11 protein-coding genes are annotated in these 18,440 nt (G+C 66.1%); 2 read left to right on the top strand and 9 right to left on the bottom strand.

Going from position 1 to position 18,440, the window contains the following annotated elements:
• Positions 1-66 precede the first annotated feature (66 nt).
• Positions 67-2,532 carry a GH92 family glycosyl hydrolase gene (locus tag AC5P6E_RS17870; protein WP_392422455.1) on the bottom strand — a complete coding sequence of 822 codons (2,466 nt, stop codon included), beginning with the start codon at positions 2,530-2,532 and terminating at the stop codon, positions 67-69.
• 1,080 nt (positions 2,533-3,612) lie between these two features.
• Here AC5P6E_RS17870 and AC5P6E_RS17865 point away from each other — a divergent pair.
• A complete protein-coding gene (locus AC5P6E_RS17865) occupies positions 3,613-6,690 on the top strand; it encodes a TonB-dependent receptor (RefSeq protein ID WP_057504288.1) in 3,078 nt (1,025 codons plus the stop codon).
• Between the two features lie 199 nt (positions 6,691-6,889).
• Positions 6,890-7,084, top strand: a complete 195-nt coding sequence (locus AC5P6E_RS17860) for a heavy-metal-associated domain-containing protein (RefSeq protein WP_010482571.1) — start codon at positions 6,890-6,892, stop codon at positions 7,082-7,084.
• A 77-nt stretch (positions 7,085-7,161) separates the two neighbouring features.
• On the opposite strand, the gene cueR is transcribed toward AC5P6E_RS17860, so the two are convergent.
• The 8 genes from cueR to AC5P6E_RS17820 all read right to left on the bottom strand — a co-directional run bounded on the left by cueR (position 7,162) and on the right by AC5P6E_RS17820 (position 18,425).
• A complete protein-coding gene (gene cueR, locus AC5P6E_RS17855) occupies positions 7,162-7,617 on the bottom strand; it encodes a Cu(I)-responsive transcriptional regulator (RefSeq protein WP_010482574.1) in 456 nt (151 codons plus the stop codon).
• Between the two features lie 11 nt (positions 7,618-7,628).
• The gene (locus tag AC5P6E_RS17850; protein ID WP_392421575.1) at positions 7,629-10,130 is read right to left on the bottom strand and encodes a heavy metal translocating P-type ATPase; all 2,502 of its coding nucleotides are present in this window, start codon (positions 10,128-10,130) and stop codon (positions 7,629-7,631) included.
• 128 nt (positions 10,131-10,258) lie between these two features.
• Positions 10,259-13,216, bottom strand: a complete 2,958-nt coding sequence (locus AC5P6E_RS17845; RefSeq protein WP_392421576.1) for a TonB-dependent receptor plug domain-containing protein — start codon at positions 13,214-13,216, stop codon at positions 10,259-10,261.
• Positions 13,217-13,625: 409 nt separating this feature from the next.
• Positions 13,626-14,363, bottom strand: coding sequence for a copper homeostasis protein CutC (locus tag AC5P6E_RS17840; RefSeq protein WP_495231156.1), 738 nt, complete (start codon positions 14,361-14,363; stop codon positions 13,626-13,628).
• Complete coding sequence (locus tag AC5P6E_RS17835) at positions 14,360-15,358, bottom strand: glycosylasparaginase (protein WP_495231154.1); 999 nt, start codon at positions 15,356-15,358, stop codon at positions 14,360-14,362. The genes AC5P6E_RS17840 and AC5P6E_RS17835 overlap by 4 nt, the downstream gene beginning before the upstream one ends.
• A gap of 51 nt (positions 15,359-15,409) precedes the next feature.
• Positions 15,410-16,432 (bottom strand): glucokinase, encoded by a 1,023-nt coding sequence (locus tag AC5P6E_RS17830; protein ID WP_241888310.1) that lies wholly within the window; start codon positions 16,430-16,432, stop codon positions 15,410-15,412.
• 84 nt (positions 16,433-16,516) lie between these two features.
• A complete protein-coding gene (locus AC5P6E_RS17825; protein ID WP_005409434.1) occupies positions 16,517-16,801 on the bottom strand; it encodes a hypothetical protein in 285 nt (94 codons plus the stop codon).
• A gap of 34 nt (positions 16,802-16,835) precedes the next feature.
• A complete protein-coding gene (locus tag AC5P6E_RS17820; RefSeq protein ID WP_495231152.1) occupies positions 16,836-18,425 on the bottom strand; it encodes a calcineurin-like phosphoesterase C-terminal domain-containing protein in 1,590 nt (529 codons plus the stop codon).
• Positions 18,426-18,440 lie beyond the last annotated feature (15 nt).

Genomic DNA, 18,440 nt, shown 5'->3' with positions numbered 1-18,440 from the left:
CCTAATGGATCAGGGCCGTGTCGTGCCGTGCCGTTCGCTGGGTGACCGCGAACGGCACAGTCCGGCTCAGCGCAGCTGGCTGCCCGGTGCCGCGCACCAGGACACCGGCAGGTCCTTCACCGCCGTACCCCAGCCCTGCTCCGGCGCCTTCGCATCGAGCGCGAAGTGCAGGCGCGGGCCCTGCTGCAGGCGGTTCCAGTCCAGCCACACCGGTGCATGCGCCTGGCCATCGACCTGCACGCCCTGCACGTACTGCAGGCGGCGGCCATCGGCACCCGGCGCGTCGATGCGCAGCGTGCGGCCATTGCCCATGTCCACTTCCACCTTGCTGAAGCGCGGGGTGTGCAGCAGGAACTGGCCGCTGCCCGGCACCGCCGGGTACACGCCGATGGCGCTGAACAGGTACCAGGCCGACATCGTGCCGAGGTCATCGTTGCCGGTCACGCCGTTGGGCGCGTTGGTGAACAACTGCTGCGCGGCGCGCACCACGGCGGCGGTCTTCCACGGCTGGCCGATCAGCGTGTACAGCCACGGCGAGTGCAGGTCGGGCTCGTTGTTCGGGTTGTAGCGGAACTGGTTGTAATAGCTGTACGGCCCGACCACCCACTCTTTGCGGGCGGCATTGAGCGGGTCGGCCTGCAGCGCGTCCATCGCGAAGAAGGCATCGAGGCGGCGGCCGGCCTGTTCGCGGCCGTCCATCGCCTCGACCAGGCCCGGCACGTCCTGCTGCGCCAGCCACTGGTACTGCCACGCTGTGCCTTCATGGAAACCGTGATGCGAGCGCGGGCTGTAGTGGCCATCGGCCGGCGTGTACCACTGGCCATCTTCGGTGCGCGGGCGCGGAAAACCGGTGAAGCCGGTCTCGGCGTCACGCACCTGCGGGTCCCACACCTTGCGCCAGTTGCGGCCGCGCTCACGCAGCGTCGCCGCGTCCTGCGCGTGGCCGAGGCCATCGGCCATCTGCGAAAGCGCACAGTCGGCCAGCGCGTATTCCAAGGTGGCCGAACCGCCATGGTGCGGATCGACGTCCATGCCCTTGGACGGGAACGCGCGGTCGTAGACCACGTGGCCCTTGTCCAGATAGGTCGGGTTGCCGGAACGGCCGGCCATGCGCGAGTTCAACGGCGGCGTGCCGAAGGCGTTGCGGCGCAGCGCATCCCAGGCCTGCGATTCACGGCCCTTGAGCGCGCCGAAGCGCCACAGGTCGACCATGAACGGGGTGACCGGGTCTCCGGTCATGATGTTGGTCTCGAAGTTGGCATAGCCCCAGCGCGGCAGCCAACCACCCTGCTCGTCGATCGCCAGCAGGGTACGGCCGATATCGCGTGCCACGTCCGGGCGGGTCAGCGCCAGCCACTGGTTCTGCGCGCGGTAGGTATCCCACAGCGAGAAGTACTCGTAGTAGGTCCAGCCGTCGGCACGGTGGATACCATCGTCATAGCCGCGGTAGCGCCCGTCGGCGTCGTTGCCGGTCATCGGCTGCAGCAGCGCGTGGTAGACCGCGCTGTAGAACACCGCGCGGTCGTCGGCGTTGCCACCCTGCACGCGCACCCGGCCCAGCTGCTCGCGCCAGGATTGCTGGGACAACGCACGCATGCGGTCGAAACCGAGCAGCGCCCCATCCTGCATGCCGTCCGCGCGCAGGTTGATGCGCGCGCCTTCGGCATCCACGTGCGAGATCGCGCTGACCGCCGTCACCGACTGGCCCTTGGCCAGATCAAAGCTGAGCCAGGCCCCATTCGGCTTCTGTTCGCCTTCCATGCTGTGGCGTGCGCCCGGCAGGCCGCCACCCTCGCCCCAAGTGCCATGCGCCTTGAACGGGCGATCGAACTCGATGCGGAACCAGGTGGTGTACTGGTGGCCGCCACAGAAACTCTTGGTGACCAGCTTGCCTTCCACCACGCGGTCGCCGACCACATCGACCACGCTGCCGATCACCGAATGGCGCTCGTTGGCCTGGCCGACATTGACCAGCACGTGGCCATCGCCCTGGCGCTGGCTGAAGGTGTAGCGCTCGGCTGCGGCGCGCGTACGTGCGGTCGATTCTGCGTCGATGCCGCCGTAGCTGGTCAGCCGCACTTTGTAATAGCCGGCCTGGCCGACCTCGCCGTCATGGGTGTACGACGAGGCATACGCCTTGTGGTCAAACTGCTTGGCGTTGCCGGTATCGAAATCGCCGCCCGGGCCGATCGAACCGGTCACCGGCAGCACCGACACCTGGCCGCCCTGCTCCCAGCAACCTGCGCCGGAGATGAAGGAGTGGCCGAAACCGCGGATCTTCTCGTCGTCATAGCGCCAGCCCGAGTAGTGGCTGCCGATCGGGCTGACCTGGATCAGGCCGAACGGTGCCGACGCGCCTGGGAACGTGTTGCCGTCGTCCTTGCTGCCGATGAAGGTGTTGACCTCGCGCTCCAGCGCGGCCGGCGCGGCCTGCAGCAGCATCGGCGACGCCGACAGTGCGAGCAGGCAGGCCAGCCGCGCCAGCGGGCGCGAAGACAATGGGACGGCGGGAGCGGACGGCACTGGACGCATGTCGGGTTCCTGTAGTCGATGACACGGAGGCAGACGGCCGGGGCCGTCCGGCACCGTTCCGCTGAGCTCCGCCACAACTGGCAGAAAGCTCCCCCTGGAATGACGCCCGACCCGTGCGACCGTGAATTTAGATCGATTCAAGTAGAGCATGCTGGTTCAGCCGAATGCATTCTGCGGCGCAGCATGAGAGGGGGTGTTCGGCAGGGCTGCGCCCTGCACCTGCTACGAGCTGGAGCAACAGCAACAGCAGAAGCTGGTTTCCTGTGGGGAGTCGGGGTGGGTCCGGTTGCGGGGGACGCTGCAAGTACGTCCATGTAAGCTCGGTCGCCGCATCCATGCGGCTCACGCCCCCGCAACCGGACCCACCCCGCCTTCGACAGATCTCTGCGGTCTGTGGATCCACGCCATTCGTGGATGAATCTCTGTCGGATATCGAAATCAATCGGGGGTCAGATCCGTTTTCCAACGGAAAACGGATCTGACCCCAAGCCATTCCCCATGCCGTCCCCAGGACCCATCCAACCGTCACCGGGAAACTGTCGAAGGCAGGGCGGTGTCGGATTGCGGGGTGTCCGCGGCATGGATGCCGCGGCCAAGCCCCCATGGACGGGTTTACGGCGTCCCCGCAATCCGACACCGCCCTGCCCAACCCACAGACAACCCAGAGCCGTTTTGGCTTTGGCTTTGGCTTTGGCTTTGGCTTTGGCTTTGGCTTTGGCTTTAGCTTTCGCTTTGGCTTCGGCAGGTGCAGGGCGCAGCCCTGCCGACCCACCCTCCCCTGCGCACGAAAACGATTTCACTGTTTTCAGCAAACCGTCATCCCTTCGCCACGCCAGTACCATATTGCGGAGCAGCATGCGCCCGCGCGCGACCCATGCTAAAAAACGCCCGCCCATCGCTTAGATCGATCCAAGAACGATGCTGCGATGGCCGGGAGTTGGGAGAGCAGCAACAGGACGTACCAGGCCACGCGCACGGTGCTACTGCCACTGCATGGCAATAGCGACAATGTCACTTCAAATTAGATCGATTCAAGTTGTCCGTGCCACGTCACCGGATCAATCCAGGAGAGAGGGAGAGATGGGAATGAAGCATTCAACACGTACGCATGGCCAGGACGCACTGGCGTTGGCCATCGCGCTGGCCTTGGCCGCCGCCGTCATTCCGGCTGGCGCCGCCGCGCAGCAGGCCGCTTCCACCGGCGCGCAGGACGCCACCAACCTGGACAGCGTCCAGGTCACCGGCTACCGCTACGCCATTGAAAAGAGCCTTGAGCAGAAGCGCGACGCCAACGCCGTGGTCGAAGTGATCACCGCCGAAGACGTCGGCAAGTTCCCCGACAAGAACGTGGCCGACGCACTGCAGCGCGTGCCCGGCGTGGTCATCACCCGCAGTGGCGGCGAAGGCAAGACCGTCAGCGTTCGTGGCCTGGCACCAGACCTGACCCTGACCCAGTTGAACGGCAACTACGTCGCCACGTCGGAAACCAACGACGAAGCGACCCGTTCGTTCAACTACACCCTGCTGCCGTCGAACATGCTGTCCAGCGCGGAGCTGTTCAAGTCGCCGGAAGCACGCATCGACGAAGGCGGCATCGGCGGCACGGTGATTCTGCACACCCGTCGTCCGCTCGACATGGAGTCCAACTCGGGCTTCGTCACGCTTGAGGGCACCTCATCCGATACCCACCACGATATCGACCCGCAAGCCTCGGCCCTGTATTCGTGGCACAGCAAGGATGAGCGTTTCGGCGTGCTGATCGGCGTGACGCAGCAGAAGCGCACCACCCGTACCATGGAAGCCAGCACCGAGGACTACCAGTGGTATGGCGCCGGCAAGGCGCGCGATGCCTATGGCAACGTGCAGGCGCAGGATGGCATCCACTACTGGTGGGGCAAGTCCGGTTTCAACAACCAGACCGGCGGCAACTACAGCGATTTCTTCATGCCGACGTCGGTCAACTTCGCGGTGAAGGAAGAAAAGCGCGAGCGCAAAGGCGGCCAGCTGACCTTCCAGTTCAAGCCGGTCGACAACGTCACGATGACGGCCAACTACTTCCGCTTCGAACTGCAGGGTGATTACACCCAGAACATGCTGAAGATTCCGGAATGGAGCATGGCCCGCTTCAATGGCGATGGAAACTGGGCCGGTGGCCGCCTGCTCAACGGCCTGGACTTCGATCCCAGCGGCAACACCGTTACCGGCGCCCAGTTCGAAAAGCTGGCGGGGAAAACCTACTACTGCAATGAAGACCAGGCCAAGGCCGCCGGCCTCAAGCCCGGCGGCTGGGGCCCGGACGACTGCACGGTTCCGACGCCGCAGCTGACCGGTGGCTACAGCAAGGAAAAGGCGCTGTCGCAGACCGCTGACCTGACCATCGACTGGGACATCAGCCCGCTGTGGAAGGCCTCGTTCACCGGCGGCCGCACCTGGTCCGAAGGTGGTCCGTCGATGAACTTCCGGATGTCGGCCAAGCCGCGCCGCAAGGTCGGCAACGATTACCTGTCGGGCAATCTGTACAGCGCCTGGGATCTGACCGGCACGCCTTCGGCCACCTTCTCGCCCGACCTGCAGCAGCAGCTGATGAACGGCATCGCCGAAGTCGACACCGGCTCGACCGATTCGTCGTGGAAGCGCACCGAGGTCAAGCAGAACTACTTCCAGGCCGACGTCACCAAGCTGTTTGAATCCGGCTGGCTGGACTCCATCCAGTTCGGTGCCAAGTACCGTGATGGCAAGGTCCACCGCAACACCGGCAACACCTACTGGGTGTGCCCGGGCCGTGACCCGGCCGACTATGACAACAGCCGCTACCAGAGCGGCTGCGATCCGACTGCCGGCGATGCGCAGCCTGGCTTCTTCCTGTCCAACCCGATCAGCAACATCGCTGGTGGCTTCAATGCCAACGTGTTCCCGGGCATCAACTACCCGGCCTACATCGACTACCTGAACAAGACCTACGGCGGTTCGCACAACCGTACCGAGGAAGACTTCGTCTACAACGTCAACGAGAAGATCTACTCGGGCTACTTCCAGGCCAACTTCCGCACCGAGCGTCTGCGCGGCAACGTTGGCGTGCGCGTGGTGCGCACCAAGCAGTTCGCGCAGTCCTCCGACTCGATCGAGAAGTTCAACGACTACTTCCTGGACAACGCGTCCGGCGCGCCGATGGCGTGTACCGATCCGGCCGCTGCAGCCTACCCGACCTACAGCTGCGAGAGCGGCTTCGTGCGCCTGCCGCACGACCTGGCGCAGAGCAAGACCTACAGCCTGATCGGCGTGGATCGCACGTACACCGACGTGCTGCCGAGTTTCAATATCGCCTGGGACATCACCGACACGCTGGTGCTGCGTGGCGCCGCATCGAAGGTGATCGCCCGCCCCGGCTACACCGACATCGCAGCACCGGGCGCACTGAGCTATTACAGCGAAGAGTACGTCAATGATCGCCGCGTTGCCGGTGGCGCATCGACCGCAGGCTGGGTGGGCCAGGGCAGCAACAAGCAGCTGGAACCGTTCAAGGCCACCCAGTTCGACCTGGGCCTGGAGTGGTACTTCCAGCCGGGCGCGGTCGCCGGCGTCGGCCTGTTCCGCAAGAACGTGGACAACTTCACGCTGCCGGTGGTGCGCGACACGCCGATGGTCATCAACGGTGAAGCGGTGAACGTGCAGCGCTACGAGACCCAGGCCAATGGCCGCGATGGTGTGTCGCAGGGCGTCGAGCTGTATGGCCAGTACACCTTCGATTTCGGCTTCGGTGTGCAGGCCAACTACACCTACAACGACACCAACCTGGCCTCGATTGTTCTGGACGGCCAGGAAATCGGCTCCTCGCCGCTGGTTGGCAGCGCCAAGAACCAGGCCAACGTCACGGTGTTCTACGAGAACGAGAAGTTCCTCGCGCGCGCTTCGTTCAACCGTCGCGGCCAGGTGGTCGGCGGGCTCAACAATGGCCTCACCGTCTACACCGAACCGTATGACCAGCTGGACCTGAATGTTGCCTACAACCTGACCCCGGACTGGACCCTGACCGCCTCGGTGATCAATGCCACCAAGTCCGAGCAGCGCGTGCACCTGGGCAATGACACCAAGGCCCGTCTCGTCTCCAACACCTACGCAGGCCGCCAGCTGTACTTCGGCGCCACCTGGAAGTTCTGAAGCACCACGGGTTGCGCAGGTACGCCCGGCGCAACCCACGCCCTGCTCCGGCGGGGACGTTCCTCCACGGCAGCCACGCTGGTACAGGTGGCTGCCGTTTTTTGTCGGCGCCTTGCCTGTCGTTCAGCCCGGCGCTTGACCCTGCCATCGTTGGAAGGTGCACACTGACTCCACCCCAAGAGCACCGAAGGAGCTACAGATGGAATTCCATGTTGAAGGCATGACCTGCGGTGGTTGCGCGCGCAGCGTGACCCGCGCGATCCAGCAGATCGATCCGAACGCCAGCGTGGTTGCCGACCCGCCGACCGGCCTGGTCAAGGTGCAGACCACCGCGTCGCAGGAACAGGTGTTCGCCGCGGTGAACGATGCCGGTTTCCCGCCGCGTACCGTCTGACCCCTGCCCTGCGTCCACAACGAAGCCCGCCCCGTGCACTGTCACAGGGCGGGCTTTTTGGTTCACGCGATATCGATTCAATGCTTCTGTGCGCGTCGCCGCACTGCACCGGTCTTCGCGGTATCAACCGGCACCGGTGTCTCATCGTCCTCACCCAGCCGCTGCAGGATCGGGCACTCAGGGCGCTCGTCTCCCGCACAACAGCTGATCAGCGACTTCAGCGTGTCGGCCATCTGCCGCATGTGCTCGATGCGCTGTTCCAGATCGGCGATGTGCTGTTCGGCCAGATGCTTCACGTCGGCACTGTGCCGCGAGGTGTCATTCCAGAGGCCCAGAAGATCGGTGATCTCGGCCACCTGGAAGCCGAGATCGCGCGCACGGCGGATGAAACGCAGGCGGTGGATGTCCGCCTGCGAATACGCCCGGTAGCCCGACTCGGTTCTATCAGCTGCGGGAATCAGGCCGATCTGCTCGTAGTAGCGGATCATCTTCGCCGACACGCTGGAGGCCTTGGCAGCTTCACCGATGTTCATGCGGATCTCCTTCAGTGGGTGGCAGCGGCGGCATCCGCCATCGGCGGCTGGAAGCGGCGCAGTCGCAGCGCGTTGCCCAGCACGAACACGCTGGACAATGCCATCGCACCGGCCGCGAACACCGGCGACAGCAGCACGCCCCACACCGGGTACAGCACGCCGGCCGCTACCGGAATCAACGCGGTGTTGTAGGCGAAGGCCCAGAACAGGTTCTGCCGGATGTTGCCCAGCGTCGCCTTGGACAGCGCGATGGCATTGGGCACGCCCTGCAGGTTGCCCGACATCAGCACCACATCGGCCGACTCCACCGCGATATCGGTGCCGGTACCGATGGCCAGGCCGACATCGGCTTCGGCCAGTGCCGGTGCATCATTGATGCCATCGCCGACGAAGGCGACGTGGCCATGCGTGGCCTTCAGGCGGCGCACGGCCTCGACCTTGCCTTCCGGCAGCACCTCGGCCACCACCTCATCGATGCCCAGCTCGCGCGCGATCGCCTGCGCGGTACCGGCGTTGTCACCGGTGATCATCGCCACCTTCAGGCCGAGCTGGTGCAGTGCCGCGATCGCGGCCGGCGTGCTCGGCTTGATCGGATCGGATACCGCGATGATCGCGGTCAGGCGGCCGTCGATGGCGGTATACAGCGGCGACTTGCCCTGCGTTCCAAGCTGGGTGGCCAGCGCCGCGAACGGCGTGATATCCACCCTCAGATCGCGCATGAAACGATCAGCCCCCACCTCCACGCGCGCGCCATCAACGCTGGCACGCACGCCCATGCCGGTGACCGATTCGAAATCGGCCATCGCCGGCAACGCGATGCCCTGCTCGGTAGCCGCATCCACGATGGCGCGGGCGATCGGATGCTCCGAGCGCGATTCCACTGCGGCCACTGCCGCCAGCACCGTGCTGCGATCGAAACCGTCCGTGATCTCGAAGTCGGTCAGGCGCGGGCGGCCCTCGGTCAGCGTGCCGGTCTTGTCCACCGCCACCACCTGCGCGTCCTTCAGCAGCTGCAGCGCTTCACCCTTGCGGAACAGCACGCCCATCTCCGCGCCACGGCCGGTACCGACCATGATCGAGGTTGGCGTGGCCAGGCCCATCGCGCAGGGGCAGGCAATGATCAGCACCGCCACCGCATTGACCAGCGCGAAGCTCAGCGCCGGCGATGGTCCGAAGATCAGCCAGACTGCGAAGGTTGCCAGCGCGGCCAGCATCACCGCCGGCACGAACCACAACGTGACCTTGTCGACCACCGCCTGGATCGGCAGCTTCGAGCCCTGCGCCTGTTCGACCATGCGGATGATCTGCGCCAACATCGTCTGCGCGCCCACCGCCGTGGCTCGCACCGTCAGTGCACCCTTCTGGTTGACCGTGCCACCGACAACGCTGCTTCCCGGCTGCTTCTCGACCGGAATAGGCTCGCCGCTGATCATCGACTCGTCGATGTAGCTGCGACCCTCGACCACCTCGCCATCGACCGGCACGCGCTCGCCCGGGCGCACTTCCACCACGTCGCCGCTCTGCACTTCATTGACCGGGATGTCGACGGTGCGGCCGTCACGGATCACATGGGCGACCTTGGCCTGCAGGTTGACCAGGCGCTTGATCGCCTCGGAGGTACGGCCCTTGGCCCGAGCTTCAAGGAAGCGGCCGAGCAGGATCAGCGCGACGATCACCGCCGCCGCTTCGTAGTAGACGTTCACCGTGCCCGGCGGCAACAGCCGCGGTGCAAAGGTCGCTACCACCGAATAACCGAACGCCGCGGCGGTGCCCACCGCCACCAGTGAATTCATGTCCGGCGCCAGCCGCAGCAGTGCCGGGAAGCCCTTCTGGTAGAAACGGCGGCCGGGAATGGCCAGCACCAGGAGGGTCAGCACGAACTGCAGGTACCAGCTGGCCTGCATGCCGATGGTGGCCATCACCCACTCGTGCATGCCGGGAATCAGGTGCGAACCCATCTCCAGCACGAACACCGGTAGCGCCAGCGCGGACGCCACGATCAGGTCGCGTTTCAGTCCGGCGCGCTCGGCATCCTTCTTTTCTGCAGCCTCATCGTCGGACTGCACGCCGGCCTCGATCAGGTGTGCGGCGTAGCCGACCTTGTCGATGGCCGCCACCAGCGCGTCAACGCCCGCCACGCCGCGCACGGTCGCACGCTCCGTGGCCAGGTTCACGCTGGCCTGGCTGACGCCCGGCACCGCCAGCAGCGCACGCTCCACGCGGCCCACGCAGGAAGCGCAGGTCATGCCTTCCACGGCCAGTTCAACGGTAGCGGCGGGCACGTCATAGCCCACCCGCTCCACCGCCTGGATCAGCGCGGCCCGATCGACCGGGCCCGACGGGCGGATATCCGCGCGCTCGGTGGCCAGATTGACCGAAACACTGCCCACACCTTCGACTTTGGACAGCGCGGCCTCGACCCGGCCGACACAGCTGGCGCAGGTCATGCCCTCGATGGGCAGGCTGATGGTGGCGGGGCTTGCGGGGGCTGCAATGGCGCGGGGCGTGCTCATGATCGGAATCCCGGGGTTCCTTCTGGATGCGGACAGGCTAAACCTTGCCATCGTGGGAAGGTCAAATCCAGCCGCCACGTCCAGCCGGTATCGCCGGGCCAGGCCCGGCGTACCGCCCGCAATCCGCCTCAGAAGGTGAACACGTACTCCAGCGCGAACTCGCGGCCCACCGCGCCGAGCAGGCGGGTCGGGGCGAAGTCATAGTCCAGCTTGTACGGATCCTTGTGGTTCCAGCTGGCCGAATTGAACACGTTGTTGACGTAGACGTTGACCTTGGCGCGTTCGGTCACCTGGTAGCCGATGTTGAAGTTCCAGGTGATGAACGGCCCGACCCGCCCGTAGTAGCGCGTGGTCTGCTGGCCGGCGTTCGGGTTCGGGTTGGGCGAGCCATCCGGACGTGTTGCCGGTTCCAGGCAGTTCAGCGACGGGCTGTCGCTGGGCACATAGCCATCAGCGAACGGCAGGCAGCCACCCGGGTTGTTCAGGCGATCGGTGCCCCAGTGGTAGCGCACGCCCGGCACCGAACCGATGCGGTCGGCATAGACATTGGCGTTCCAGTTGCCGCGCTGCCAGGCCAGGCTCGCGCGCAGCTTGCTGCGCAGGTCGCGGTCACGACGCTCCGGGTTCGGGTCGTTGGCGTAGCGCTGTTCCTTGGTCGAGATCTGGTTGGTGTAGTTCAGGCCCAGCTGGAAGCTGCCCCACTGCGCGGTTTCCAGGCGATAGCGCGCGGTCAGGTCGATACCACGCACTTCGCGGCTGGCCAGGTTGAACGGCCCGCGCTCGATCGATACCAGACGGCCGTTGCTGTCGCGGTTCACGCGGGCCAGGATGCCGGCGCAGTATTCGCCACCGGCCGGATTGGCCCACGGTGTACCGTCGATGTTCTTGCCGGTCAGGCAGCCGGCTTCGCTGGCCAGCACCTCGTCGGCGCCGACGTCGACGATCATGTCTTCCAGCTTGATCGCCCAGTAGTCGGCACTGACCGACAGATTGGGCATCACATCCCAGACGAAACCGACCGTCCACGAATCGCCGGTTTCCGAACGCAGCAGTGGCGTGCCGCGGCGGTTCACGTCGAAGGTGTACCAGACGTCGGTGTTGCCCACGCCGCAGTTGTTGACCAGGAAAGCGCCGCTCTGGATGCAGCGCAGGCGGTCATAGGTCTGCACTTCGGAGCTGCTCGGCTGGCCCAGCAGGTAGTGCATGTCCGGCGCATGGAAACTGGTGGCGTAGGAGCCACGCACCAGCAGCGACTCCACCGGGCGCCATTCCAGGCCGACGTTCCAGGTGGTTTCCTTCTGGCTGCCGATGTCCAGCGCTTCGCCGCTGTTGTCAGCCTTGTAGTTGCCATAACGGTCATAGCGCGCGGCCGCAGTGGCGGTCACGCTCTCCAGCAGCGGGATCTTGAACTCGACGCCGGCCGAATAGCGGGTGCGCTCGCCGCCGCCGCGATCGACGTTCTGCAGGTCGAAGTCGATACCTGCACGCGGATCGGGGCTGAGGTGATAGCCCTGCTGCGCGACTTCGGCCACTGCCGCGAACGAAATCGGACCCGCCCAGCCCTGGAACAGCTCGCCGGTAATGTCCGCTGAAGCCTGGTTGACCCACGATGACGCGCGGTTCCTGGCCACCGTGCCCATCTGCCAGTACTGGTCCGGCGTCAGCGGATTCCACCAGCGCGATTCGTTCAGTGCGTAGATCGCCTCGCCATCGGCGGTGGTGCCCAGCTTCGGACCCAGGAAGTAGTCATACGACTTCTGCTTGTCGACCACGTTCTGCCGTTCTTCAACGCGGTAGTAGGAACGCCCCACTGTGGTGCTCCAGTCGAAGCGGTCAGCGAGGCGGCCACGCAGGCCGGCGCTCCAGTCCCAGGACAGTTCGCGGTTGGTGTTGCGCAGCGTATCCAGGCCCCCGACTTCGTTCGGCGTGAACTGGCGCACGCCCAGGATCGGGCGGTTGCGGTTGGCGTCCCAGTAGTAGCCGTTGTCGTCGTCGATCAGCGACACGCTCGGCGGATTGGTGCCCCAGATCGCTTCGGAGCGGTAGACGGCCAGGTTGGTCCAGGCCTGCAGGTCATTGCTGAAGTCGAAGGTGGCATACAGGTTGCCGGACACGTTCTCGGCACCGCCCGTAAGCAGCCAGTTCGCATAGTCCGCACTCATGCCGCACAGGCGGCCGGTGTTGGTGATGGTGTTGGCGGCGTAGTTGTAGACCAATCGATCGGCGGTGTAGTACTCGCCGTCGAACTTCTCGCAGGTGCCGGTGGGCGGCGCCAGGCGCTGGCCGGTGGTCGGATCGATCAGCGCCAGGCCGGCGGTGGGACGGAAGCCGACCTTGCGTTGTTCCATGTTCCAGGACGGATACGGTGCATCATCGGCATCGTCCATCTGCGGGCGGTCACGGCCAAACAGCGGGTCGCGCTTGGTGTACTGCAGCGCGTAGGTCACGCTCCAGTTGTCGCCGGTCCTGCCGCCGGCCCAGGACAGATCCCACGTATCGCGGCCGCCTTCGGTGGAGGTACCGCCGCGCACGCGCACTTCGTCGCCGTCGTAGTTGGTCTTGAGGATGACGTTGACCACGCCGGCGATCGCATCGGAGCCATAGATGGCCGAGGCGCCACCGGTCAGCACTTCGATGCGCTCCACCGCCGCGGCCGGAATGTTGCCGTAGTTGGAGAAGTTGGTTTCACCGCCATACGGCAGCGGGTAGTCCGCCACGCGACGGCCGTTGACCAGCAACAGCGAGCGGTTCGGGCCCATCCCGCGCAGGTTCAGGCCGCTGGCATTGGGCGTATGCGAGCCCCACTGCGAGGCGGCTTCAACAGTGCCGGTCGCTTCGGTGAGGGTCTTCAGCGCGTCGTACACGCTGACGAAGCCTTCCTTCTGGATCTGCGCGGCGGTGATCACATTGACCGGTGCCGGGCCTTCGACACTGGCGCGCTTGATGCGCGAGCCGGTGACGGTGACCGCATCGAGATCCTTGGTGGACGAGCTTGGGGCTTCCTGCGCATTGGCAGCCAGGGGAAGCAGGGCCAGGACCAAGGCCTGGGACAGCAGGTGACGGCGCTTGCGGACGATCTGAGCCATGGGTGGTTGCTCTTCGAAAGTGTGAACGCATGGACGGGTGGTGGTGCGGCACTACCGGTGATCCGGGCGCCTGGATCGGTTCAGGACCGTCGCAGCACCCTCCCCTGTGGATCGATCCAAACTAAAGCACAGCTGAATCACACCCGGCATGCGGCGACGCAGCAACAGCCCGCGGAATGCCGCTACCGGCCGCCGTCATCCCGAACAATCAAAGGGTTGCGAAACATCGCTGAGAGAACGGCTCACACGTCAATGACACGATCGCGACAATCGCGCGCGGAACTGTTTTGTCCGTGATGGCGTGTACGGTCGACAGCGCGTCGTTGTAGAGCCGAGCCCGCGCTCGGCTGCTGTTGTTCGCCGCGAAAAGCAGCCGAGCGAGGGCTCGGCTCTACAGAGAAGAAACGGGTTACCTTGCGCCGTCCAGCGCCTGCCGTAGGGCGGCCACGGTCGCGGTGCTGGTCTGGCTCCAGTCCGGATCCAGTCCGCGCAGGGCCGGATTCTGGAACTGCATGGCCGAGCGCCGCAGGCCTTTCGCCGAGGCGTGCAACTCGGCACAGCCGCTCCGTCGCGCGACGGCGGCGATATTGGCCGGGCCCAGTCCGGCGCCGGCCATCACCGTGATGCGCCCCGCCGACTGGGTGACCAGGCCCGCCAGCACCTCGGCACCGGCCTCGGCGCTGACCTGGCCGCCGGAGGTCAGCACGCGCTGGCAACCCAGTTCGATCACCTGCTCCAGTGCCGCCGGCAGATCGCGGGCGGCGTCGAAGGCGCGATGGAAGGTCACCTGCAACGGCCCGGCGGCCTGCATCAGTTCACGGCACAACGCCACGTCAACGCCGCCCTGCACGTCCAGTGCGCCGATCACCACGCCATCGCAGCCCAGCGCGCGGCACTGCGCGATGTCACGCAGCATCAGTTCGGTTTCCAGCGCGTCGTAGTGGAAATCACCCGGGCGCGGGCGCACCAGTACGAACAGCGGAATCGACAGGCGTTCGCGGGCAATCGCGATGGTGGCAAACGACGGCGTGGTGCCACCCTCGACCAGGTTGTCGAACAGCTCGATGCGGTCGGCCCCGCCGGCCTGCGCCGCCAACGCCGAGGCCAGCGAGTTGCTGGCGATCTCCAGGGTCAGCCGCGTGCTCACGCCTGGGTGCTCGTGTAGATCGACGGCGAATCGCGCAGATCATCCTGGCGCTGCGCATCGCACACGGCGTAGACGAAGCCGCGATGCAGCGCGTAGGCGCCCACCTCGCCCTGCTTGTTCATGGCCAGGAAGCACACCTGCAGGGTCTTGCTCGCCTCCGGCCGCTTGCGCACCACACGGTCGATTGCCTCGCGGCAGGCCTGGGCCGGCGAGCGCCCCTGGCGCATCAGCTCGACCACCAGGAACGAGGCGGCGTTGCGGATCATCTCCTCACCCACGCCAGAGGCGGTGGCCGCACCCACTTCGTTGTCGACATACAGGCCGGCACCGATGATCGGGCTGTCGCCCACGCGTCCGTGCAGTTTCCAGGCCATCCCACTGGTGGTGCAGGCACCGGCCAGATGGCCCTTGGCGTCCAGTGCCAGCATGCCGATGGTGTCGTGGTTGTCGCTGTTGCCGGGAATACCCCGGCGCTCGGCATTGATCTGTGGCTGGTACTTCTCGGTCTTCAGCCACTCGCGCCAGGCCGCTTCGGCCTGCGGCGCCAGCAGGTGCTTGCGCTCGAAACCCTGCTGCACCGCGAACTGCTGCGCGCCCTCGCCTACCAGCAGCACATGCGGGCTGTTCTCCATCACTTTGCGGGCCACCGACACCGGATGCAGGATGTCGACCAGCGCGGCCACCGCACCACAACGGCCATCGCCATCCATAATGCTCGCGTCCAGGCTCAGCACGCCGTCGCGATCCGGGTTGCCGCAATGACCGACGGTGGGGTTGCACAGCTCGCTCTCGGCCCAGCGTGCGCCCGCTTCCACCGCATCCAGTGCGCCGCCGCCCTGCGCCAGCACCTTCCATGCGGCCTGGTTGGCCGGCACGCCGAAGTCCCAGGTCGAAACCACCTTGGCCCCACCCTGCGTGCGCGCCTGCACGCCCGGCAAAGCCGCCATGCCTGCGGCCAGTGCGCTGGCCTGCAGGAACTGCCTGCGATCCACCATCTTCCCCTCCCAGTCTGCAATGCACGGCCGGCCCGATGCCGGTCGTGCCGATCAGTCGTGCGTGGGCTGTCGTGCGGCGTGCCAGACCGCTGCACCGAGTACGCCCAGCTGGCCGTGCTCCACGCGCCATACCGGCACCTGGCGCAGCACCTCGGTCAGCACGCCCTTGTTGAGGAAGCGCTCACGGAAGCGGCCATCGGCCAGGAAATCCTGCACGTGCGCGGAAATGCCGCCGGCCAGGTACACCGAGCGTGCACCGACGGCGATCGCTGCGTCGCCGGCCAGGCTGCCCAGCCAGGCGCAGAACACCTGCAGCGTCTCCACCGCCAGCGCGTCTTCACCGCTGCGGGCGGCACCGATCAGTGCTTCGGTACTGGTCCACACCGGGGTGACGCCGCGCAGCTCGCACAGGCACGGATACAGGTTCATCAGGCCACTACCGGACAGCACGCGCTCGTTGTCCACGTGCGCCCAGCGCTGCAGCAACTTGCCCAGCACCTGCAGTTCCAGCGCGTTGCCGGCGCCAAGCGCGGCGTGGCCGATCTCGCTGGCCAGCACCGGGCGCTCGCCATCGGCAAAGCGCAGTGCGGCGCCCAGGCCGGTGCCCGCGCCCAGCACCAGCGCCGGGAACGCCTGTGCCGGATCGGCGTCGCCGTTCAGTGGCACCAGGGTTTCCGGCTGCAGGTACGGGATGGCCAGCGCCACCGCTTCGAAATCATTGATCAGCTGCAGTTCGTGCAGCCCGGACTGCGCGCGGGTGGCCGACAGCGAGACCGTCCACGGCAGGTTGGAATTGATCAGTACATCGCCATCGAGCAGGCCGGCGATGGCCACCACCGCAGTCTGCACCGGCTGGCCAAGGCCTGCGGTGAAATCGGCCAGGATCGCCGCCAGGCTGGGATGCTCGGCGCAGGCGTAGGTGCGATGGCTGCCCAGCAGCGGCGCCTGGCCAAGTTGGGTTTCAGCCAGCGCAAGGCGGGCGAAGGTGCCGCCGACATCGGCGACCACCAGACTGCGCGGAGGACCGCCGCAGGCGGAGTCGGAGGAAACCGGGGACGCTGCTGCGATGGTCACGCTGGCCTGCTTGGATCGATTGAATCGCCCCGATTCTCAGGCATCGGGGCGGCTTTGCCTAGCACGCCGATGATTCAGGTTGGCCTACATGCCTTCCTGTTCGGCCACCTGCACACCATCCACCAGCACGCGCAGCCGCTGCGGGCGGAAGCCGGCAAACAGCAGCGGCCGGGTACGCTCGACCAGCACTTCGTGGCCTGCGATGTGGCGCAGCCACGACTGTACCAGCGAGAAGGAGAAGTGCGTGCCCGGATGCAGCGGGTGCTGCACCCAGACCTTCTCGGTGGCGCTCTGCAGCAGCATCGCGCCGGTGAACCAGTGGCGGCTGAGGGTCACCGGCGTGGTGCCGGCCATGAAGCGGATATCCATGCGGGGTCCTTTCGCTGGGGCCGTGATGCGGAGGTCAGGGCTGGGCAGTCTGCAGGCTGTAGCGGGTGGTGGCGGTGAACACCGCACCGTCAGGCTGGGTGGAGCGTACTTCGACCTTGTGGCTGCCCACGGCCAGATCGGTCGGCAGCGCGCCACGCCACAGGTGCGGCGATGCGGTGGCCTCCGGCGAGCGGTCGTAGCCACGCAGGCTGTCAGCCAGATCGTCGGCCACGTTCTCCACCATCAGGCGCGGATCGGGCTGGCTGACCTGCTTCATCGGCTGCCAGGCGCCGCCATCGACGCGGTACTCGACCACGCTGGCATCCTCACCCATGTAGACGTTGGCATAGATGCCCCACGCCGGGTAGGCCCCCTGGCGGAGCACCTTCGGTGCGTGCAGGCCGATCTGCTCGCTGGCCGGCTTGCCGGCCACGCGGTACTGCAGTTTGTAGCTGCCATTGCCGGCCACGTCGAGCAATGCATAGCCCTTCGGCGTGCCATCGCTCATGGTGCTGTCCGGCACGCCGGCGGCATTCTTCACGCCCGACCAGAACGCGCCGCAGTTGGCACCCACGTTGTATTCGTGCAGCGGCTTGTCGCCGTTCCAGCCCTCGGCCTTGCCGTGGTAGACGTGCTGCTGGGTGTGGCTGTGGCCGCTCAGCACCAGCACGTTGCGGAAATCCTTCAACAGGTCGAACAGGCGCTGGCGGTCAGCATGGCGGAAGGTCTCGCGACCCGGTGCGGCGTCGAAAAGCGGGATGTGCATGCCCAGCACCAGCAGGCGGTCCTTGTGCAGGCCCTTCAGGTAGCTGGCGAGGAAGGCGAACTGGTCTTCGCGCAGGCCGCCGATGTACTTCGGCTTGGCCTTGGGGTCGTACACCACGTCGTCCAGGAACACGAAACTGGCGCCACCCTCCTCCACCGCGTAGGTATCCGGGCCGTAGATGTTGCGCCAGCTGTCCAGCGAGTGCTCATCGCTGGCGGCGTCGAAGTCGAGGTCGTGGTTGCCCGGCACATGGAACCACGGCACGCCAAGTTCGGTGGTGACCTTGTTGATCGCCGGATACAGGGTCAGGTCATCGTTGACGATGTCACCCAGGGTGGTGCCCATGCGCGCCCTGGTCTGGCCGACCAGCGGCGCCACGATCGACTGCTGGTAGTAGCCGATGTCCTTCAGGCTGGCGGTCTGCGAATCGGTGAACACCAGCATCTGGAAACCACGGCGGCTGTCATGGCGATCCGACTGCAGGGCGAAATCCCAGTTGCGGGTGGCGTCGCTGGTGGCGGCGATGCCGCCGTACTTCAGCGCCGGCGAACCGTTCGGACGGTAGTGGCGCCAGAACGAGGGCAGGCCATCGGCCGCCTTCGGGAAGGAATACGCATCGGGCTTGATCACGAACACGGTCTGGCCATCACGCACCGGCAGGCTGTAGCTGCCGTCGGCGGCGGTCTTGACGAGGGTCTCGCCGTTGGAGACCTGCACCCCGGCCAGGCCCGGATCGGTCGCACCGCGACCCGGCCGGCCGTCGCGTTCCAGATAGACCTTGCCGGTGACCACAGTGTCTGCGGCCCAGGCCGGCGAGGTCAGCAACAGGCAGCACAGCCAGGCGGCAGGCAGTTTCATGGGCGGTCCGGGAAA

Source organism: Stenotrophomonas sp. YJH_SMC_16 (assembly GCF_059367875.1).
The sequence above is the reverse complement of the archived record's forward strand: the minus strand, read 5'-3'. Positions and strand labels throughout refer to the sequence as shown.